Here is a 19,229-nt window from a genome sequence, read left to right as displayed (position 1 = left end):
TTATGGTGAAACACTAGAGTGAATAGCTTGATATTAAAGGAATTATCGCTCTTACATGTGGCCTTTGGTACGGGTCACCACTGTATAAGGAAACACATAATGCCAATCATTACTCTGCCTGACGGCAGCCAACGTCAATTTGCCCACTCTGTTTCCGTCATGGATGTGGCTGCGGACATCGGTCCCGGTCTCGCCAAGGCGTGCATTGCCGGTCGGGTAAACGGTGAACTGGTGGATGCGTGCGAGCTGATCGAATCCGATGCTGCGCTGGCCATTATCACCGCCAAAGACGAAGAAGGTCTGGACATCCTGCGCCACTCCTGCGCCCACTTGCTGGGTCATGCTATCAAGCAACTCTGGCCCCAGACCAAGATGGCCATCGGTCCTGTCATCGACAACGGCTTCTACTATGACGTTGATCTTGACCGCACCCTGACCGATGAAGATCTGGCTGCCCTGGAAGAGCGCATGCTGGCGCTGGTAGCCAAGGATTACGACGTCATCAAGAAGAAAGTCTCCTGGCAAGAAGCGCGCGATGTATTCGAGGCGCGCGGCGAGTCTTACAAAGTCGAAATCCTGGATCAGAACATTGCCCGTGATGACCAGCCAGGTCTCTATCATCACGAAGAGTACATCGACATGTGTCGCGGCCCGCACGTGCCCAACATGCGTCACTGCCACCACTTCAAGTTGCTGAAGATGTCCGGCGCCTACTGGCGTGGCGACTCCAACAACAAGATGCTGCAGCGTATCTACGGTACCGCCTGGGCTGACAAGAAGCAGCTCAAGGCCTATCTGCAGCGCCTGGAAGAGGCCGCAAAGCGCGACCACCGCAAGATCGGCAAGCAGCTCGACCTGTATCACATGCAGGAAGAAGCGCCCGGTATGGTGTTCTGGCACAACGATGGCTGGACCATCTTCCGTGAGCTGGAAACCTTTATCCGCGGCAAGCTCAAAGAGTACGACTATCAGGAAGTGAAAGGTCCGTTCATGATGGACCGCGTCCTGTGGGAGCGTTCAGGTCACTGGGAAAAATATGCCCAGGCCATGTTCACCACCCAGTCCGAGAACCGCGAGTACGCCATCAAGCCGATGAACTGCCCGGGTCACGTCCAGATCTTCAACCAGGGCCTGAAGTCCTACCGCGATCTGCCTTTGCGTATGGCCGAGTTTGGCTCCTGCCACCGCAACGAGCCGTCAGGTTCCCTGCACGGCCTGATGCGGGTGCGTGGTTTTACCCAGGATGACGCGCATATCTTCTGTACCGAAGAGCAGATCATGGAAGAGGTCTCTGGCTGTATTCGTATGGTCTATGACGTCTACGGTACCTTTGGCTTCGAGAACATCGTGGTCAAGCTCTCCACTCGTCCCGAGCAGCGTATCGGCTCCGACGAGATGTGGGATCGCGCCGAGCAAGCACTGGCCGAAGCGCTGGAGCTCAACGGTCTGAAGTACGATCTGCAGCCGGGTGAAGGGGCATTCTACGGTCCCAAGATTGAATTTACCCTGCACGATTGCCTTGATCGTGCGTGGCAATGTGGTACCGTGCAGCTCGACTTTGCCCTGCCTGGTCGTCTGGGTGCCACTTACGTGGGTGAAAACAACGATCGCCACGTACCTGTGATGATCCACCGGGCCATTCTGGGTTCTATCGAGCGTTTCATCGGTATTCTGACTGAAGAGTACGCCGGTCTGTTCCCGACCTGGTTGGCACCGACTCAGGCTGTGGTCATGAATATCACGGATAATCAGGCCGATTATGCGGTGAAAGTAGCCAAAGCATTGAATGATGCGGGCCTTCGCGCAAAAGCAGACTTGAGAAATGAGAAGATTGGCTTTAAAATCCGCGAGCATACTTTGAAGCGAGTACCTTTCATGCTGGTCTGCGGTGATAAAGAAGTTGAAGCCGGTAAGATTGCAGTACGGACTCGTAAAGGGGCTGACCTGGGCACTTATCCTGTTGAAGAGTTCATCGCTCTGTTGACCCAGGAAGTTCAGACCCGCGGACAAAAGAAAGTGGAGGAATAAGCTATAAAAGGCGGAAAAAAACTGGGCAAGCAACCGCAAGCCCGCGCTCACCGGATCAATGAAGAGATCCGTCTGAAAGAAGTTCGTCTGACTGGTCTGGATGGTGAAGCCATTGGTATCACCTCCATTCAGGATGCGCTGAACTTGGCCGCAGAGGCCGGAGTTGATCTGGTCGAGATCAGTCCAAATGCTGAGCCGCCCGTTTGCCGGATCATGGATTACGGCAAATTCCTCTACGAAAAGAGCAAAACAACCAAAGAACAGAAGAAAAAGCAGAAAGTCGTCCAGGTCAAGGAAATCAAATTCCGTCCTGGTACTGACGAAGGCGACTATCAGGTAAAACTACGCAACCTGGTTCGCTTTCTGGAAGACGGGGACAAGGCTAAGGTCACCCTGCGCTTCCGTGGTCGTGAAATGGCCCACCAGGATCTTGGTATCAAGGTTCTGGAGCGCGTCAAGAACGATCTGGAAGAGTTGGCCGTAGTCGAATCGTTCCCGAAAGTCGAAGGCCGTCAAGCTGTGATGGTTCTCGCACCTAAGAAGAAATCTTAAGGCCCACAAGAAATTGACTCATGGGGCTTGCCCCATGAGTTGGTTCGCCTTGCGATTTTGTTGTCACTCACAATGCGGAGTATGAAATGCCGAAGATGAAAACCAACCGGGGTGCTGCAAAGCGCTTCAAAAAGACTGGCTCGGGTCGCTTCAAGTGCAAGCACAACCACCTGCGTCACATCCTGACCAAGAAGAGCAGCAAGCGTAAGCGTCAGCTGGGACCGAAATTCATGGTTTCTGCTGCCGACCACAAACGTGTTGTCGCTTGTCTGCCGTACGCATAAGGGGGGATGTGAAAAATGCCAAGAGTTAAACGTGGTGTGACTGCTCGCGCTCGTCACAAGAAAGTAATGAAAGCCGCCAAAGGTTACTACGGCGCCCGTTCCCGTGTTTACCGCGTAGCGGTACAAGCGGTAACCAAAGCTGGTCAGTATGCCTACCGTGACCGTCGCCAGAAAAAGCGTCAGTTCCGTCAGCTGTGGATTGCGCGTATCAACGCTGCAGCCCGTCAGAACGGTCTGTCCTACAGCCGTCTGATCAACGGTCTGAAGAAGGCTTCTATCGAGATCGATCGCAAGATCCTGTCCGATATCGCCGTTCACGACAAGCTGGCTTTCACCGCCCTGGTTGAAAAAGCTAAAGCAGCTCTGGTTTAATCCAGTCCTGTTATAAACGCTAAAAGGAGGCTCAGGCCTCCTTTTTTGTATCTGTAATTTACAGTTTTACATCACCAGATCCTTGCGGGAAGCCCCGTCCTTTTGGTTGTCCTCTATCTTGTCTACATCCAGTCCATCTTATGACTCAACACCTATTATCCTTGCCGCCGGCTATGCCACTGTTTGACAGCCTGATCTATCTGGAAGCCGGCAACCCGCAGGTCAATCAGTACCTTGCCAACCTCAGCCTCAACGATGTGCCCGATGCCGGGCTGGTTTACGAACTGGTGGTCGATTGGCTGCTGGAGCAGCGCAACAGCGAAAACAACTACAAAACCTATCGCAGCGAACTGACCACTTTTTTGCACTGGTGCTTTCGCGAGGCGGCCATCAGCCCGAAAGACCTCACTCGCCGCATCATGATCCGCTATCTCGACTACTGTCAGTCGCCCCCTGAAGAGTTGATCGCCTATCGCAACGTGGCGCAGTTTGTCCTCGACAAGGAGTGGGGAGAGCGGTTGCCCAACCCGCAATGGCGACCGTTTCTCGGCAAGCGGGAGCTGGGCCGCACCTTGCCCTATCGCCTGAGCGAGCCGGCGATGAAGACCAAGCTCGCCATCTTGTCCGCCTTCTTCCAGTTCCTGATCCAGGAGGAGTACATGGACAGGAATCCCGCTCTGCTACTGCAGCGGGTCAAACGGCCGCAACAGCTGGAGGCCGATGATCAGGTGCAGGCCTTCAGCGAGCTGCAGTGGTCATACGTGATGCAGGCCGCCGATACCTTTGCCAACGACCATCCGGAGCAGCACGAGCGCAGCCGTTTTCTCATCATTCTGATGTATGCCTGCTATCTGCGGATCTCTGAGGTGGCGGCCCGGCCGGGCTTTACCCCTGTGATGGGGCAGTTCAGACGGGATCGCAAAACCGGCGTCTGGGGCTACTTTATTCCGCAAAGCAAAGGGGGCAAACGGCGTACCGTAGCGGTATCCCAAGCGCTGTTGGCGGCACTCGAACGCTACCGCCGTTTCCTCGGTCTCTCTCCCTTGCCAACACCGGATGAACAGACACCGCTGTTCGTTCGCCATAAAGCGGCAGCCCACGGCCGCGAGCAGGGCGAGCTAAACGCCAATCTCGGTATTCGCCAGTTACGGGATTTGATCATGGTGATCATCGGCAAGGGGGCCGAGTTGGCCGAGCAGGATGGATTTACCCAGGATGGGGCTGAAATGCGGCAACTCTCTCCCCATGCCATTCGCCATAGCGGGATCACCCATGACATCAACCTAAATGGTCGGCCGCTTTCCCACGTACAGGCGGATGCAGGACATGACAGCATCGACACCACTTCGAAATACCTGCACACCAGCAACAGCGAACGACATGAGAGCGCCCAGCAAAAGCCGCTGGACCGACTGAACCAACAAGTGAGAGATAACTCAGCTAAAAAATAGCGACCGACATAATCCTGATCTCTGTTGGCTATGATCAACATAAAGGGTGCTTCATTAAGGTCTCATATAAGTGGGATGGGGCAGGTTGGACAACGATAGCGACATGACCGGCAGAAGTCTTGCCGCGGCAATATATGCTGTTGGCGTTGCAACGAGGAGTGCGAACAGTGATGCATACCAGAAGCATGAGGGATTCAAGGGAGGTCGTTAAGCCGTATCAACCGATCGATGGCATCACCAACCAAACAATCAGCGGCCCCGTAATCCATCTCTGATGAGGCGGCATCAGGTAGGGCTGTCAGCCGGTGTCGAGCTCGTCACTTTTGTCGTGTCGATCACATTTTTACTGGACGTGGTGGTTATCGTCATTGACCTGAAAACCCCGCTTCCTCATTCTTATTACCCTTTCATTTTCAGTTGCTTGCAAATTTTATTTCACTCAATTTCGTTTTTGGTCTGATAAATGCTTTGTGGGTTAGTCGGCTGCGTCGTCGAGGTGTGAGTGTGGGCCCCTCGGGGATGACACTTGGGCACGTTGGGCGATGCCAGTGCGGCAGTAATGAAACATTTAGGATCCCTCTCTATGAACAGCTTCGTGATTGCAGATCCCAGTCTTTGTATTGGGTGTCGTACCTGTGAGGTGGCCTGCGCCGTTTCACACCAGTCAACGTCCTGCACGGGTACCGTTGAGCGGGAGGGCGGCCTGCGTCTTGCCATCGAGGATGGACATCTGGTCTCCAAGGACAGCTATTTCCAGCCGCGCCTGAAGGTGATTGTCGGCAGCAAGGTAACCACACCGGTGCTCTGCCGCCAGTGTGAAGACAAGCCGTGCGGCGTGGCGTGTCCCAATAATGCCATCGTCAGTGAGGATGGTTGCGTCAAGGTGTTGCAGGAGCGCTGTATCGGCTGCAAATCCTGTGTGGTGGCCTGTCCTTACGGTGCTATGGCGGTGGTGGTGAAAGAGGTGGCGCCCGCTGCCGATGCGCTGTTTAAGCGCCCGCAGCTCAAGGCGCAAGCCTTGAAGTGCGATCTCTGTCGTCACCGTGAGGCGGGCCCGGCCTGTGTCGAGGTATGCCCGACCCAGGCGTTGCGCTTGGTGACCCCTGCGTCCCTCAGCGATCTGAACCGCCAGAAGCAGCTGGCCAGTGCCGAGGCGATGGCGGCTTGCCAGCGCCAGCCGGTGTTGGCGCAAGGGTAACGCATCGGATGGCAGGTGCAGGCCCTTGCTGGCCGCCGCTTGTGCCCTGGTGCTGTCACCCTGAAAGCCATCTTCGTTAAAGGTCTTTTTATCGTTAACTGCCTTTTACCGTTAACAAACAAGAGTGTGAGTCATGAAAAAAGTCATTACCGTCTGCCCCTATTGTGGCACCGGTTGCAAAATCAACCTGCTGGTTGAAAACGACAAGGTGGTGGGAGCCGAAGGCGCCAACGGCCGGACCAATGAGGGGCAGCTCTGCCTCAAGGGCTATTACGGTTGGGATTTTTTGAATGACACCAACCTGCTGACCCCCCGTCTCAAGAGCCCGATGATCCGCCGTGAGCGCGGTGGCAAGCTCGAAGCCGTCTCCTGGGACGAAGCCATCGAGTTCACCAGCAGCCGCCTCTCTGCCATCAAGGCGAAATATGGCCCGGACGCCATCATGACCACCGGCTCTGCCCGTGGCCCGGGTAACGAAGCCAACTATGTGATGCAGAAATTTGCCCGCGCAGTGCTGGGGACGAACAACGTCGACCACTGCGCGAGGGTGTGACACGCACCCTCAGTCTCCGGTCTGGAGACAACGGTAGGCAACGGCGCCATGAGCAACGCCATTCCCGAAATTCAAGAGACCAAGTGCCTGCTGGTGTTTGGTTACAACGCTGCTGACTCTCACCCCATCGTCGCCCGCCATATCCTCAAGGCGAAGGCAAACGGGGCCAAGGTGATTGTGTGTGATCCCCGAATGGTGGAGACCGCCCGTATCGCCGATCAGTGGCTGCCGCTCAAAAACGGTTCCAATATGGCGCTGGTCAACGCCTTCGCCAACGTGTTGATCAGTGAAGGGCTCTACAACAAGGAGTTCGTCGCCAACTACACCGAAGGGTTCGAGACCTTCAAGGCCACGGTGGCCAAGTACACCCCGGAATATGTCGAGGGGATCACTGGCCTCAACGCCGCCGATATCCGTGCCGCCATTCGCACCTATGCCGCATCGCCAGCTTCCATGATCCTGTGGGGCATGGGGGTGACTCAGTATGGTCAGGCGGTGGATGTGGTCAAGGGGCTTGCAGGTCTGGCACTGCTGACCGGCAACTTCGGCCGCCGTGGTACCGGTTGCGGTCCGGTACGCGGGCAGAACAACGTGCAGGGCACCTGCGACATGGGGATGCTGCCGCACCAGTTCCCGGGCTATCAGTCGGTGAGCAACCCCGAGATCAGCGCCAAGTTCGCCAAGGCGTGGGGCGTGGAATCCCTCTCCCAGAAGCCCGGCTATCGCCTGACCGAGCTGAGCCACAAGGTGGAGGAGGGCAAGTGCAAGGCCTTCTACATCTTTGGTGAAGACCCGGCCCAGACCGAAGCTGACCTGGGTCAGTTCCGCCGCACTCTGGCGGGGATGGAGCTGGTGATCGTGCAGGATATCTTCATGACCCAGACCGCCGAGATGGCTGACGTCATTCTGCCCGCCACCAGCTGGGGCGAGCACGAAGGGGTCTACAGCTCGGCGGATCGCGGCTTCCAGCGTTTCTACAAGGCGGTCACTCCCCCTGAGAACGTGAAACCTGACTGGGCGATCTTCTCGCTGATGGCCACTGCCATGGGTTATCCCATGGAGTACCACAACACCGAAGAGATCTGGGACGAGATGCGCGCGCTTTGCCCGCTCTATACCGGGGTCAGCTACGACAAGATGGCCGATCTCAAGAGCGTGCAGTGGCCGTGCCCGACCGAGGATCATCCGGGCACCAGCACCCTGTTCGAGGGGAACGTGTTCACTACCCCGAGCGGCAAGGGTCAGCTGATCGCCTCCGAGTGGCGGCCGCCGCTGGAGCAGCCCTGTGCGGAGTATCCGCTGGTGCTCTCTACCGTGCGCGAGGTAGGCCACTACTCCTGCCGCTCCATGACCGGCAACTGCTCGGCGCTGCAAACCCTGGCCGATGAGCCAGGCTATGTGCAGATCCATCCGAGCGATGCCAAAAAGCTGGGGGTGAAGGATCAGGCGCTGGTCTGGATCTCGTCGCGGCGCGGCAAGGTGATCACCCGGGCCAACTACAACGAGCGGGTCAACGCCGGGGTAGTCTACATGACCTACCAGTGGTGGATCGGGGCCTGTAACGAGCTCACCATCGAGCACGTGGATCCCATCTCCTACACGCCGGAGTACAAGTACTGCGCGGTGAAAATTGAGCGTATCGAGGATCAGCCTGAGGCGGAAGTATACGTCCAGACCGAGTACAGCGCGCTCAAGGCAAAATTGCGCAACGCCGCCAAAGGCTAGTCCAGCGACAAAAGGGTAATCCTGCATAAATAAGGTGTTCCCGACTCATATTATTGAGTCGGGTACCTTTTGATTGCCAAAATTTGATGAGAATTCAATGATGCACCGCGAAATTAGTCGATTATTCGGTATTTTCTATATTGGCACCTATCTGGCGGCGATATTAATCGGCATAGGCTGCTATATGTGGCACGACGAGATGATATTTCTGCTTGGCTTTGGATTCTTCGGCTGTTTTATGGCAGCAAGGCTTGCCATGGGCAGCATATTTTCCGCATTGAGCGTGCCGGTGGCCTGGTTGATCGCCTTTGTCTCCACCACCCTGATCAACTGCCTGTTGTTGGGGGTGATCACATTGCTGGTCTATCTCACCCACCAGCACATCACCGCCGAGCTTTCTGACAACGCCAGCTGGCTGCTGATGGCCTTCCAGAGCTTGTCGGCCCTCTTTATCTTCGGTGGCCTGAAGTGCTGCCACAGCCGGATCATCACCTCGTAAATTGCCGATGGATAGGCAGCAAACGCCATCTTGAATCCCGCGGTCAGAGAAGATGAGAGGCAGATCTGACCGTTGACGGCGGCCCACTTTTCGAGTGCCTTAATGGAGATCAAGAACTGATGAAATAACCGGTTAAATATGACCAGCAGATATATTAAATCGGATTGTAATGAAATTTGAGCTCATCTATGATGAGTCGCTATTCCAATATTCCCCCCCCGATAATAATGTTACTTTTTTGTTGTCGTTCGTTAATAATGATTCTGGAATTGCAACATGAGACACGTTTCGTCACCGTTTTTCTTATTGGCAGCCGCATTTATGGGCTGCGGCTATTATTTTGGTGATGGGATCTTGTCGTGATGCGATGGCATGGACAGCCTGACTGGTGACTAAATCGATATAACGTGAGGCCGCAATGCTAAATGTGAGTGCCATCCCCCTGGACGAGATCTCTCCCATCTGGGACGACGGTTTCCTCCTGCTCTCCAAATCCCTCTTGTCGGCCGTGACGCTCGATGATTTTATATACAAACTCAACAAGATAGATGCCAGCTTCGGCGGCGTAACCCGGGTCAACCTGATCCTCAACATGGGTGCGGACGAGGAGGCCATCTTCTACTTCATGGGACAGTCCGGCCCAAAGCATCTGGTCTGCCCCAAGGCAGAGCTGCACGTCTCCCCCCGTCCCACCAAGGAAACCCCGGAACAGGTCATCATTCTCGCTGCAGCCCGCTTTGAGAATCGCTGCACGGCGCTCGATAGCGAAGGGGTCTACGCGGGGCTGCGCTCCTACTGCCAGCTTCCCATCACCACCGCCCGCAGCCACCTTGGCGGCGTCGAGTTTATCAACACCCAGCTCGACAGTTTCACCATGGAGACGCTGGCCAAGCTGACCCAGCTGGCGGCCATTATCGCCATTGCGCTAGAAAATGTGCTCGACAAGGAGCGCACCTTGGAGCAGGCAAACTCCCTGCGCCTTGAGCGCGACAGTTGCAAAATTCTGGTGGATGTGACCAATGCGGTGATCAAACTGGTGCGCATCGCCGAGCTGCCCCAGAGTCTGTTTGCCATCCTGCAGCACCATTTCGGCATCAGCAGCTTGTGTCTGGCCGAGTACAACGCCACCTCCGACAGCTTCAAGAGCTATCTGGTCAATCAGCACCAGAGCGACGCGCCGGGCATCATCGATCACTCCTGTTTCGAGAAAAACTGCCTGCAGGGGGCCCTTGGTCACAGCGAGCCGTTTTTCGTCTATCGCGAGCATGGCCACGGCTGCAGTAATCGTTGCCGCTTTACCTCCCAGATCCTGCCCCCCGAGGCCGACAGCTCCTGCATTTTGCCGCTGCGCTATCGGGGCAACCTGCTGGGGGTGTTGATCCTCTCGCACCCCCATGCGGATTTCTTTGCCGATATCGATATCTCTTTGCTGGAGCAGGTAGCGGCGCGCACGGCGATTGCCATGAACAATGTGCAGGCGCAGCAGGAGATCTCCAACACCAACGGTGCCAAAGAGAAGACCATTCGCATCAATGAGCCGCAGATGCAGGGGGAATTTCCCCACATCATCTACCAGAGCGCAGTGATGGAGAGCGTGCTGGAGAAGGTGCGGCTGGTGGCCGAGAGCGACAGCACTGTGCTGATCCTCGGCGAGACCGGCACTGGCAAGGAGCTGATCGCCCAGGCGATTCACGCCCTGAGTACCCGCCACGACCACGAGATGGTGAAGGTGAACTGCGCCGCCATTCCGACCGGTCTTATCGAGAGCGATCTGTTTGGCCACGAGAAGGGGGCCTTTACCGGCGCCCTGACCCAGCGCATTGGCCGCTTCGAGCGAGCCCACAAGGGCACCCTGTTCCTCGACGAAGTGGGGGATATGCCGCTCGATTTGCAGCCCAAGCTATTGCGGGTATTGCAGGAGCACGAGCTGGAGCGGGTGGGCAACAGCAACCCCATCGCGGTGGATGTGCGGTTGGTGGCCGCCACCAACTGCGATCTGCTCTCCATGGTCAAGAACAAGCGTTTTCGAAGCGACCTCTACTACCGGCTCAATGTCTTTCCCATCGAGCTGCCCCCCCTGCGCGAGCGGCGCGAGGATATTCCGCTGTTGGTCAATTTCTTTATCAAGAAGATCGCCAAGCGGATGCGCCGCACCATTACCTCGATCCCTGCCGATGCCATGAAGATGCTGGTGTCGCTGCCGTGGTACGGCAATATCCGCGAGCTGGAGAATGTCATCGAGCGCGCAGTGGTGATGACCCGCGGCCATGTGCTCAACCTCTCGCCGGACGAGTTGTTACCCCTCAGGGGCTACCACAAGATTGAGACGCTGGTCTATGACGAGCCCGCAGCACCGCTGTTTGTCGAGGAGGCGTCGACCGATGAGCGCGAGGCGATCATCGCCGCCCTGCGCGCCTGCAACGGCATCGTCGCTGGCGAGCGGGGGGCCGCCGCACGCCTTGGCATGAAGCGCACCACGCTGCTCTCGAAAATGAAGCGGCTCGGCATCTCGGCTCGGGATCCCGAGATCATTGACGGGGTTACGCTATGAGGGGGGAGACAAGTGAACTTGACGCGCAGAGCGAGCTGGCACGCTGTGCCATCCATCGCGAGGTGGTGCACTACCGCGCCGATACACTGACCTGCGACAGCGAGATGGAGTTGCCCTCCGAGACGCCGGTGGCGCTGGTCTACAACGGCATCGCCCACAGCGTGATGATGTGCTCGGCCTCCGATCTGGAGGATTTCGCCATCGGTTTTTCGCTCTCGGAGGGGATCATCGACAGCCTGCTCGATATCCACGATATCGAGCAGATTGACGGCTGCCAGGGGATAGAGCTGCATATCACCCTTGCCAATCGCTGCGTCCATCGCCTCAAAGAGAAGCGGCGTACCATGGCGGGGCGCACCGGTTGCGGCATCTGTGGCAGCGAGAGTCTGGAGCAGGTTATTCGCTCTCAGCCACTGTTGCCCGACAGCCAGCGTCTGGCGGTAGGGCATATCGACAAGGTATTGACCGCGCTGCGCCCGCTCCAGCTGCTGGGTCAGCGCACCGGCGCCACCCATGCCGCAGTGCATCTGGATAGCGAGGGCAATATTCTCGCCATTCGCGAGGATGTGGGGCGCCATATCGCGCTGGACAAGCTGGTGGGGCACTTGTGCCGCTCTGGCCGCCGTGAAGGCGCCATTCTGGTGACCAGCCGCGCCAGCTTCGAGATGGTGCAAAAGTGCGCCAGTGCCGGGGTGGAGATCTTGCTCGCCATTTCCGCTGCCACCGAGCTTGCGGTCGAGCGGGCCGAGCAGACCGGGCTGACGCTGGTGGGTTTTTGCCGCCCCGGCCGGGCCGAGATCTACAGCGGCTGTCAGCGCATTCTGCTCAAGTAATGGCAAGGCCGTGAACCCGCTAAACGGGGCACGAAAAATGGCAATGAAAAAGGGCGGGGAGTGTGACTCCCCGCCCTTGTTGTATCTGCTTCTGTGGCGGATTAGCGGGCCAGCAGGATACGCAGCATGCGGCGCAGCGGCTCGGCGGCGCCCCACAGCAGCTGGTCACCCACGGTAAAGGCAGCCAGATACTCCGGGCCCATGTTGAGCTTGCGCAGACGACCGACCGGAATGCTGAGGGTGCCGGTAACGGCAGCGGGAGTCAGCTCGCGGGCGGTGATATCGCGATCATTGGGGATCACTTTCACCCAGTCGTTGTGGGCAGCCAGCAGGGCTTCGATCTCCGCCAGCGGCACATCCTTTTTCAGCTTTATGGTGAAGGCCTGGCTGTGGCAGCGCAGGGCGCCGATCCGCACGCACAGACCATCCACCGGAATGACGGCATTCTCGATACCCAAAATCTTGTTGGTCTCGGCCTGACCCTTCCACTCTTCGCGGCTCTGGCCGTTGTCGAGCTTGGTGTCGATCCAGGGGATAAGGCCACCGGCCAGCGGCACGCCGAAGTTGTCCACCGGCAGGGTACCGGAGCGGGTCTTTTCGGTGATCTTGCGCTCGATGTCGAGGATGGCGGAGGCAGGGTCTGCCAGCTCGACCGCCACTTCGTCACGCAGCATCCCCATCTGGGTGACCAGCTCGCGCATATGGCGGGCACCGCCACCGGAGGCGGCTTGATAGGTGGCCACGCTGACCCACTCCACCAGATCGGCCTTAAACAGGCCGCCGAGGGCCAGCAGCATCAGGCTGACGGTGCAGTTGCCGCCAACGAAGGTCTTGATGCCATCGTTCAGGGCTTGCTCAATCACGTCGCCGTTGACCGGATCCAGAATGATGACGGCCTCTTTCTCCATCCGCAGGGAGGAGGCGGCGTCAATCCAGTAACCCTGCCAGCCAGCGGCTTTCAGGCGTGGATAGACATCCTTGGTGTAGTCGCCGCCTTGGGCGGTGATGATGATATCCTGCTTAGCCAGCGCCTCAATATCGAAGGCGTCTTGCAGAGTACCGGCATCGACGCCGAAGTTGGGTGCGGCCTCACCGGCCTGGGAGGTGGTGAAGAAGGTGGGTTGAATATGGGTGAAATCCTGCTCTTCCTGCATCCGGCTCATCAGAACCGATCCCACCATGCCACGCCAACCGACCAAACCTACTTTTTTCATATTGTCCTACCCTGGATTGCTGCTAAAGAAACTCGTGGTGACACCCGTAACCCCTTGTCTGGCGACGCCTGTTTACAAGCGGTTTACAGGCCATTTAAAAAATATGCGCTGCGAAAAATGCGTCTGTCCACATTACGGATTGTGGCGGCTTGCGCAAGTCGAATTGCGCAATATTCTGTGCCGTTTGCTGCATTAACAGGCAGGGACAGCGCAGCAGCGACAGGCTGGCAGGGAGAAGGTCAACGTCAGACGAAAAGGCCACCGGTTATGGTGGTGGCCTGTCAATAAAGCGGGTGGTGTCACTCGTCTCGCACTTGACCGTGGGGCGCAGTTGGCAAGTGCAATACCCGACAGCGTGGGCGCTTAGCCGTAGCGGGCCAGGGTCAGCCCCTCATCGCTGATGGCGGGCTCGCTACCGCTGATAAGATCGCACAACAGCCGACCCGAACCGGCTGCCATGGTCCAGCCCAGGGTGCCGTGACCGGTATTGAGCCAGAGACCGGGAATGGGACTCGGCCCCACCAGTGGGGTGCCGTCCGGCGTCATGGGGCGCAGGCCGGTCCAGAATTCGGCCTGGCTGATATCGCCCCCTTCGGGGAAGAGATCGCCGACCACCATTGCCAGAGTGTCGTGGCGCCTCGGATTGAGGGCAAGATTGTAGCCCGATAGCTCAGCCATGCCGCCGACCCGGATCCGCTCGTCAAAACGGGTGATGGCCACCTTGTAGGTCTCGTCCAGCACGGTGCTGCGCGGTGCGGCGTCGGCGTTGATCATCGGCAGGGTGAGGGAGTAGCCCTTGACCGGATAGACCGGCAGCTCCAGCCCGAGCGGGCGCAGCAGCGGCCGCAAAAAGCCGGTGGCATAGCTGCCGAGCGCACAGACGATGGCATCGGCGCGATAGCGCTGCTCGCCCGCCCGCACCGCTACGGCGCGGCCACTATCACGACCACGGCCCTGCTCAATCTCGTCGATATCGCAGTTGAAGACAAACTTGACCCCGAGCTTCTCGGCTTCAAGGGCAAGGGCCTTGGTGAAGCGGAAGCAGTCGCCAGTCTCGTCGCCGGGCAGACGCAAGCCGCCGACGATTTTGCCGCGCACCCGTGCCAGCGCAGGCTCTGCCGCTTCGCAGCCGCTGGCATCGAGGGACTGGTAGGGGACGCCATACTCCTCCAGCACCTCGATATCGCGCTGGCTGGCATCGAGCTGGGATTGGCTGCGAAACAGTTGCAAGGTGCCGAGCTGGCGCCCTTCATAATCGATGTTCAGCTCGTCGCGCAGCAGCTTCATGCAGTCGCGGCTGTATTCGGCCAGGCGCACCATGCGCCCCTTGTTGGTGGCATAGGCGGTCGGGGTGCAGTTGGCGAGCATTCTGAGCATCCAGCGCAGCTGGAAGGGGTCGGCGGTGGGGCGCACGGTGAAGGGGGCATGCTTTTGCAGCATCCACTTGGCTGCCTTGAGCGGGATGCCGGGGGCCGCCCAAGGGGCCGCATAGCCCGGGGATATCTGCCCGGCGTTGGCATGGCTGGTTTCAAGGGCAACGCCCCCTTGTCGCTCCAGCAGGGTCACCTTGTGACCCGCTTTAGCCAGATACCAGGCGCTGGTTACCCCAATCACGCCACCACCGAGAACCACTATCTCCATATCGTCTTTCCTTGACTGATCTCCTGATGTGGCCACCACCTTAATCAGCCACCACAGGATATTCAACCGCTCTGCACAGGATTGGGATCTCCGTCTGCTTGTGGCTGAAATGGTGGCATTTGGTGCGATAAATCAGACTTAATCCGGTGAAAAAGTGATGCAGTGGTGCGGGGTGTGCAGTGGGGTATCGATCGGAAAGGGAACGAGAGGGAACCACTCTGTGAGCAGGAGCACAACGCGCTTGCATGCTGCTTGTGGCGCCAGGCCACACTCGTTAACGTGGTTAAGCTGCCTATCGGTAGCGCCCATCAATCGACATGGTTTAATCGACATCGTTGGCCACCGACTGTTTACAACCGACATGGAGGGGAGTGATGCCAATCGTGACAGCTTCGCCCCGGGCAGCTTGCCTGCTCGCTCACTGGTATACCCGGGATCCCATTCTCACCTTCGACTTTCCTCACCGCTGATTGGCGGCACCCGCCGTTTGAATTTGTCAGCCGGACGACCCTGATCGCCCCGGCCCCTTTGCCAATCCCAATTTCAAACACACTGGCCATGTGCTGGTGAGGAGTCTTATATGCGTCGTATACCCGAGCCGTTTCGTATCAAGATGGTCGAGCCCATCAAACAGACCACTGGCGCCGAGCGCCGTGCCGCCCTCGAGGCCGCTGGCTGGAACCCCTTCCTGCTGCTGGCCGAGGATGTCTATATCGATCTGCTGACCGACAGCGGCACCGGTGCTATGTCCGACCGCCAGTGGGCCGGCATCATGATGGGGGATGAGGCCTATGCGGGCAGCCGCAACTTCGTCGAGCTGGAGCGCGCGGTGCGCGAGATCTTTGGCTACCAGCATGTGATGCCCACCCACCAGGGGCGCGGGGCAGAGCAGATCCTCTTCCCTGAGCTGGTCAAGCGCTGCAAGGGCAAGGCACCGGTCTTTATCTCCAACTACCACTTCGACACCACCAAGGCCCACGTAGAGTTGGCCGGCGCGCGGGCCATCAACCTGCTCACCCCGAAAGCTCTCGACACCACGGCTCCGTACGCCTGGAAGGGGGATTTTGATCTTCCTCGCCTGAGCGACACCATCGAGACCCTGGGGGCCGACAACGTGGCCGGTGTCATCATCACGGTGACTTGCAACAGCGCCGGTGGCCAGCCGGTCTCCATGGCCAATATGGAGGCGGTCTCGGCGCTGGCCCGTCGTCACCAGATTCCGGTGGTGATCGACGCCGCCCGTTTCGCCGAGAACGCCTGGTTTATCAAGGAGCGTGACCCGGCTTATGCCAAACACAGCATCAAGGAGATAGTGCGCCAGATGTTTGCGCTGGGGGACATCTTCACCATGTCGGCCAAGAAGGACGGGTTGGTCAATATTGGCGGGCTCTGCTGCTTTAAAGAGGATCTCGACCTGTTCCGCGCGGTGCAGGTGCGTTGCGTGGCGATGGAGGGGTTCGTCACCTATGGTGGCCTCGCCGGACGGGACATGGCGGCGCTCGCCATCGGCCTGCGCGAGGGGATGGATGAGGAGTATCTCACCTATCGCATCAGTCAGGTGGCTTATCTCGGCGAACGGCTGGCCGAGGCGGGCATCCCCATCCAAACCCCCACCGGCGGCCATGCGGTGTTTGTGGATGCCAAGAAGCTGCTGCCCCATATTCCGGCCGAGCAGTTTCCGGCCCATGCGCTCGCCTGCGAGCTCTATCTGGAAGGGGGCGTGCGCGGGGTGGAGATCGGCTCCCTGTTGCTGGGGCGCGATCCCGCCACCGGCAAGCAGGAGGCGGCGGATTTTGAGCTGTTACGTCTCACCATTCCACGCCGGGTCTACACCCGGGATCACATGGACTATGTGGCCGACTGCCTGATCGCGGTGAAAGCACGGGCCAGCGACATTCGCGGGCTCACCTTTGACTACGAGCCACCGCTGCTGCGCCACTTCACGGCGCGGCTGAAGCCGGTCTGATCAGCAGCCGGTTAGACGGGGTGATCAACCGAGCCAATCCGTGAAGATCACCGGCTACTCCCGGTTAAATGGCCCAGTAAAAAAGCCCCCGCACCAAGGTGCGGGGGCTTTCATTTATCGAAGCAAACTGGGTCAGACCGCCTGATACTCCAGCTCGACAGAGCCTAGCGCCTTGAGGGTGGACTGGGCGGAGTCACGCTGGCTGATCTGGCCGTTCTTGTTCTCCAGCAGCACGGCGCGGCGGATGGTGGCGAGATCTTCGCCGTTAAGCACCGCATGGGCGCAGGCCATCTGCATCGGCGGCAGGCTGGGGTTGAAGGCGGCGTTCTCGGCGTAGCGGCCAGAGAAGATGCGGCCATCGGCAAACTGCAGCGCCACCGCGGCATAGCCCTGGCTGTAGGGGGCGTAGCTTTGACGGGCGGCGGCCAGCGCGGCTTGCCACAGCGGGTCTTCGCTTTGAAGCGTTAGCTCTGTGTGATCCTGCGGGCTCATCAGCGCATCTGTGATATCGAGATCAGCCGGGCCAAACGAGTGGGGCAGGAAGGATTGCAGGGCGCTCAGGTCATCGGGCAGAGAGACTTTCAGGATCTTGGCGGTGCTCAGCTCGTTCATAAACTGACGGCAGTGGCCGCAAGGGGTGTAGTTGACGGTGATTTCAGAGATCCCGGTCTCGCCACCCAGCCAGGCATTGGAGATGGCGGACTGCTCGGCGTGGACCGAGTGGAACAGACCTTGCCCCGCAAACTCCATGTTGGCACCGAAGTACCAGCTGCCACTCAGACCACAGGCGATGGCACCGACATAAAACTTGGAGATGGGCGCTACCGAGCAGGCAGCGGCCAGCGGCAACAGGGCGAGGCGCAGAGCGCGATCATCGAGACCTGTGGCGGCTTTCAGGGTGGCGACTTGCTCCGGCGTGAAGCGGGCGTTGAAGTCGGCACTATCCAACATGGGCTGCACGGCTGCTTTGAGCGGGGCAGAGAGGGTATCGAATGGCTTGGCAAAACGGGGATGCATAGTGTGTCCTCAAAGGCCAATTGGGCGGCCATTGTAGGGAGCCAGCTCGGGTAAATGTGTGAGCAGGCTCACGCCCTGATGGGCAAACGGAGGGGGATGGTAATGGAAACGTTTGTCTTGTGCAAATTGTGCGGCAGGTCGCACCCCGACAGCGCTACAGAGCCGTCGGGGTGGCTAATTATCGGTCAGGTGAGCCAGTGATAGATGGCAAACAGCAGCGGCGCGACGGCAGCAGTGAGGATCCCGCACACCACCATGGCCAGCGATGCAAATGCTCCCTGGGTGATCCCCTTCTCGGCGGAGGTCGCGGTGCCGATGGCGTGGGCACAGGCTCCCATGGCGAGCCCTTGGGCTTCCGGGTCAGTCACTTTCAGCAATCTGAGCAGCGGGTAGCCGATCAGCGCGCCGACAATCCCCACCACCACCACCACGGCGGCCGCGATGGCAGGAATGCCGCCGATGGACTGGCTGACGCTCATGGCGAGCGGGGTGGTGATGGATTTGGTGGCGAGTGAGGCGAGCAGTGCCGGATCTGTGCCCATAAAGTGACCGATCAGCAGGGTTGTGCAGACCGAGATTAAGACGGAGGAGAGGGTACAGATTAGGATGGGCTTGAGCTTGGCCTGAATTTGGCGCGCCTGCTGATAGAGCGGCAGCGCCAGCGCCACCACGGCGGGCTCCAGCAGCATGGTGATGGGGCGGCTGCCACTCTCGTACTGCTCAAGGGGCAGACCGAACCAGAGCAGCAGGCCGATGATCACCGCCGTCGGCACCAGTACCGGATTGATGATGGGCCAGGGCAGGCGGCGATAGAGGGTGCGGGTAGCGAAATAGAGCGCCAGGGTTAGGGGTATAGCGCACCAGAAGATCATTTGTTCATCCTCTGGTAGAGCCGTCCAACGGTGGCGAGGATCAGCACGATCCCGAGCACGATGCAGAGCATGATGACGCCGAAGGATTGGCGCAGGGGCTCAAGCCAGGCCACCAGTCCGACCGCGACCGGCACGAACAATACGCCCATGTGGCGCAGCAGCAAGCCTGCGCCCAGCTCGACCCAGTGCAGCTTGATCAGTTGCAGGGAGAGCAGCACGAACAGCAGCAGCATGCCGATGATGCTGCCGGGGAAGGCAAACGGCAGGATGGCAGCCACGGATTTACCTGCCAGCAGGCAGGCGACGATGACCATAAAGTCACGAAGGTATAGCAAGGCACGTTGCGCGATCACGTGAGCCTCATCGACTGGGAAGAAAAATGCATTTTACCAGAGAGACCGGGGCGCGGCATTAAAACAATTACGACTGAAATCAGTTCATTTGAAGCTGATTTTATTGGTATTTTTTTGAAA

16 protein-coding genes are annotated in these 19,229 nt (G+C 58.6%); 11 read left to right on the top strand and 5 right to left on the bottom strand.

Going from position 1 to position 19,229, the window contains the following annotated elements; genetic code table 11:
- The first annotated feature begins 99 nt into the window (after window positions 1-99).
- The 10 genes from thrS (at window position 100) to fdhD (ending at window position 12,046) form a co-directional block, all read left to right on the top strand.
- Window positions 100-2,028, top strand: a complete 1,929-nt coding sequence (gene thrS / locus NMD14_09995; GenBank protein XEI34678.1) for a threonine--tRNA ligase — start codon at window positions 100-102, stop codon at window positions 2,026-2,028.
- Between the two features lie 54 nt (window positions 2,029-2,082).
- Window positions 2,083-2,580, top strand: a complete 498-nt coding sequence (infC, locus tag NMD14_09990; protein XEI34746.1) for a translation initiation factor IF-3 — start codon at window positions 2,083-2,085, stop codon at window positions 2,578-2,580.
- Window positions 2,581-2,666: 86 nt separating this feature from the next.
- Window positions 2,667-2,864 carry a 50S ribosomal protein L35 gene (gene rpmI, locus NMD14_09985; GenBank protein ID XEI34677.1) on the top strand — a complete coding sequence of 66 codons (198 nt, stop codon included), beginning with the start codon at window positions 2,667-2,669 and terminating at the stop codon, window positions 2,862-2,864.
- A 15-nt stretch (window positions 2,865-2,879) separates the two neighbouring features.
- The gene (gene rplT / locus NMD14_09980; GenBank protein ID XEI34676.1) at window positions 2,880-3,236 is read left to right on the top strand and encodes a 50S ribosomal protein L20; all 357 of its coding nucleotides are present in this window, start codon (window positions 2,880-2,882) and stop codon (window positions 3,234-3,236) included.
- A 173-nt stretch (window positions 3,237-3,409) separates the two neighbouring features.
- Window positions 3,410-4,687, top strand: coding sequence for a tyrosine-type recombinase/integrase (locus tag NMD14_09975; protein XEI34675.1), 1,278 nt, complete (start codon window positions 3,410-3,412; stop codon window positions 4,685-4,687).
- A gap of 583 nt (window positions 4,688-5,270) precedes the next feature.
- Window positions 5,271-5,885, top strand: coding sequence for a 4Fe-4S dicluster domain-containing protein (locus NMD14_09970; protein ID XEI34674.1), 615 nt, complete (start codon window positions 5,271-5,273; stop codon window positions 5,883-5,885).
- A 133-nt stretch (window positions 5,886-6,018) separates the two neighbouring features.
- Complete coding sequence (gene fdhF, locus NMD14_09965; protein ID XEI34673.1) at window positions 6,019-8,163, top strand: formate dehydrogenase subunit alpha; 2,145 nt, start codon at window positions 6,019-6,021, stop codon at window positions 8,161-8,163.
- Window positions 8,164-8,419: 256 nt separating this feature from the next.
- On the top strand, window positions 8,420-8,662 hold the full coding sequence (locus NMD14_09960; GenBank protein XEI34672.1) for a hypothetical protein: 243 nt from the start codon (window positions 8,420-8,422) through the stop codon (window positions 8,660-8,662).
- Between the two features lie 418 nt (window positions 8,663-9,080).
- Window positions 9,081-11,213 (top strand): sigma 54-interacting transcriptional regulator, encoded by a 2,133-nt coding sequence (locus NMD14_09955; protein XEI34671.1) that lies wholly within the window; start codon window positions 9,081-9,083, stop codon window positions 11,211-11,213.
- A complete protein-coding gene (fdhD, locus tag NMD14_09950) occupies window positions 11,210-12,046 on the top strand; it encodes a formate dehydrogenase accessory sulfurtransferase FdhD (GenBank protein XEI34670.1) in 837 nt (278 codons plus the stop codon). Before NMD14_09955 ends, fdhD begins: the two co-directional genes overlap by 4 nt.
- A 101-nt stretch (window positions 12,047-12,147) precedes the next feature.
- On the opposite strand, the gene asd is transcribed toward fdhD, so the two are convergent.
- Both asd and NMD14_09940 read right to left on the bottom strand, forming a co-directional pair.
- Entirely contained in the window at window positions 12,148-13,260 is a 1,113-nt protein-coding gene (gene asd, locus NMD14_09945) for an aspartate-semialdehyde dehydrogenase (GenBank protein ID XEI34669.1), read from the bottom strand.
- Between the two features lie 363 nt (window positions 13,261-13,623).
- Window positions 13,624-14,901, bottom strand: coding sequence for a D-amino acid dehydrogenase (locus NMD14_09940; protein ID XEI34668.1), 1,278 nt, complete (start codon window positions 14,899-14,901; stop codon window positions 13,624-13,626).
- Window positions 14,902-15,481: 580 nt separating this feature from the next.
- Between NMD14_09940 and NMD14_09935 the strand changes: the two genes are divergently transcribed.
- Window positions 15,482-16,867: a tryptophanase gene (locus NMD14_09935; GenBank protein XEI34667.1), complete on the top strand. Its 1,386-nt coding sequence runs from the start codon at window positions 15,482-15,484 to the stop codon at window positions 16,865-16,867.
- A gap of 132 nt (window positions 16,868-16,999) precedes the next feature.
- On the opposite strand, the gene cdd is transcribed toward NMD14_09935, so the two are convergent.
- From cdd to NMD14_09920, 3 genes are all read right to left on the bottom strand, one after another.
- Window positions 17,000-17,884 (bottom strand): cytidine deaminase, encoded by an 885-nt coding sequence (gene cdd / locus NMD14_09930; protein ID XEI34666.1) that lies wholly within the window; start codon window positions 17,882-17,884, stop codon window positions 17,000-17,002.
- A 185-nt stretch (window positions 17,885-18,069) separates the two neighbouring features.
- The gene (locus tag NMD14_09925; GenBank protein ID XEI34665.1) at window positions 18,070-18,756 is read right to left on the bottom strand and encodes an LrgB family protein; all 687 of its coding nucleotides are present in this window, start codon (window positions 18,754-18,756) and stop codon (window positions 18,070-18,072) included.
- Entirely contained in the window at window positions 18,753-19,109 is a 357-nt protein-coding gene (locus NMD14_09920; protein XEI34664.1) for a CidA/LrgA family protein, read from the bottom strand. Before NMD14_09920 ends, NMD14_09925 begins: the two co-directional genes overlap by 4 nt.
- Window positions 19,110-19,229 lie beyond the last annotated feature (120 nt).

The sequence above is a fragment of the Aeromonas veronii genome, from assembly GCA_041319085.1.
Classification (GTDB): domain Bacteria; phylum Pseudomonadota; class Gammaproteobacteria; order Enterobacterales; family Aeromonadaceae; genus Aeromonas; species Aeromonas veronii_F.
Note: the sequence above shows the minus strand (reverse complement) of the source record. Positions and strands in the feature narration are given on the sequence as shown.

Excerpts from the sequence above, each read along its gene's own strand:
- thrS (XEI34678.1), top strand. The coding sequence starts at position 100 with ATGCCAATCATTACTCTGCCTGACGGCAGCCAACGTCAATTTGCCCAC.
- rpmI (XEI34677.1), top strand. The coding sequence starts at position 2,667 with ATGCCGAAGATGAAAACCAACCGGGGTGCTGCAAAGCGCTTCAAAAAG.
- rplT (XEI34676.1), top strand. The coding sequence starts at position 2,880 with ATGCCAAGAGTTAAACGTGGTGTGACTGCTCGCGCTCGTCACAAGAAA.
- NMD14_09975 (XEI34675.1), top strand. The coding sequence starts at position 3,410 with ATGCCACTGTTTGACAGCCTGATCTATCTGGAAGCCGGCAACCCGCAG.
- NMD14_09970 (XEI34674.1), top strand. The coding sequence starts at position 5,271 with ATGAACAGCTTCGTGATTGCAGATCCCAGTCTTTGTATTGGGTGTCGT.
- NMD14_09960 (XEI34672.1), top strand. The coding sequence starts at position 8,420 with ATGGGCAGCATATTTTCCGCATTGAGCGTGCCGGTGGCCTGGTTGATC.
- NMD14_09955 (XEI34671.1), top strand. The coding sequence starts at position 9,081 with ATGCTAAATGTGAGTGCCATCCCCCTGGACGAGATCTCTCCCATCTGG.
- fdhD (XEI34670.1), top strand. The coding sequence starts at position 11,210 with ATGAGGGGGGAGACAAGTGAACTTGACGCGCAGAGCGAGCTGGCACGC.
- asd (XEI34669.1), bottom strand. The coding sequence starts at position 13,260 with ATGAAAAAAGTAGGTTTGGTCGGTTGGCGTGGCATGGTGGGATCGGTT.
- NMD14_09940 (XEI34668.1), bottom strand. The coding sequence starts at position 14,901 with ATGGAGATAGTGGTTCTCGGTGGTGGCGTGATTGGGGTAACCAGCGCC.
- NMD14_09935 (XEI34667.1), top strand. The coding sequence starts at position 15,482 with ATGCGTCGTATACCCGAGCCGTTTCGTATCAAGATGGTCGAGCCCATC.
- cdd (XEI34666.1), bottom strand. The coding sequence starts at position 17,884 with ATGCATCCCCGTTTTGCCAAGCCATTCGATACCCTCTCTGCCCCGCTC.
- NMD14_09925 (XEI34665.1), bottom strand. The coding sequence starts at position 18,756 with ATGATCTTCTGGTGCGCTATACCCCTAACCCTGGCGCTCTATTTCGCT.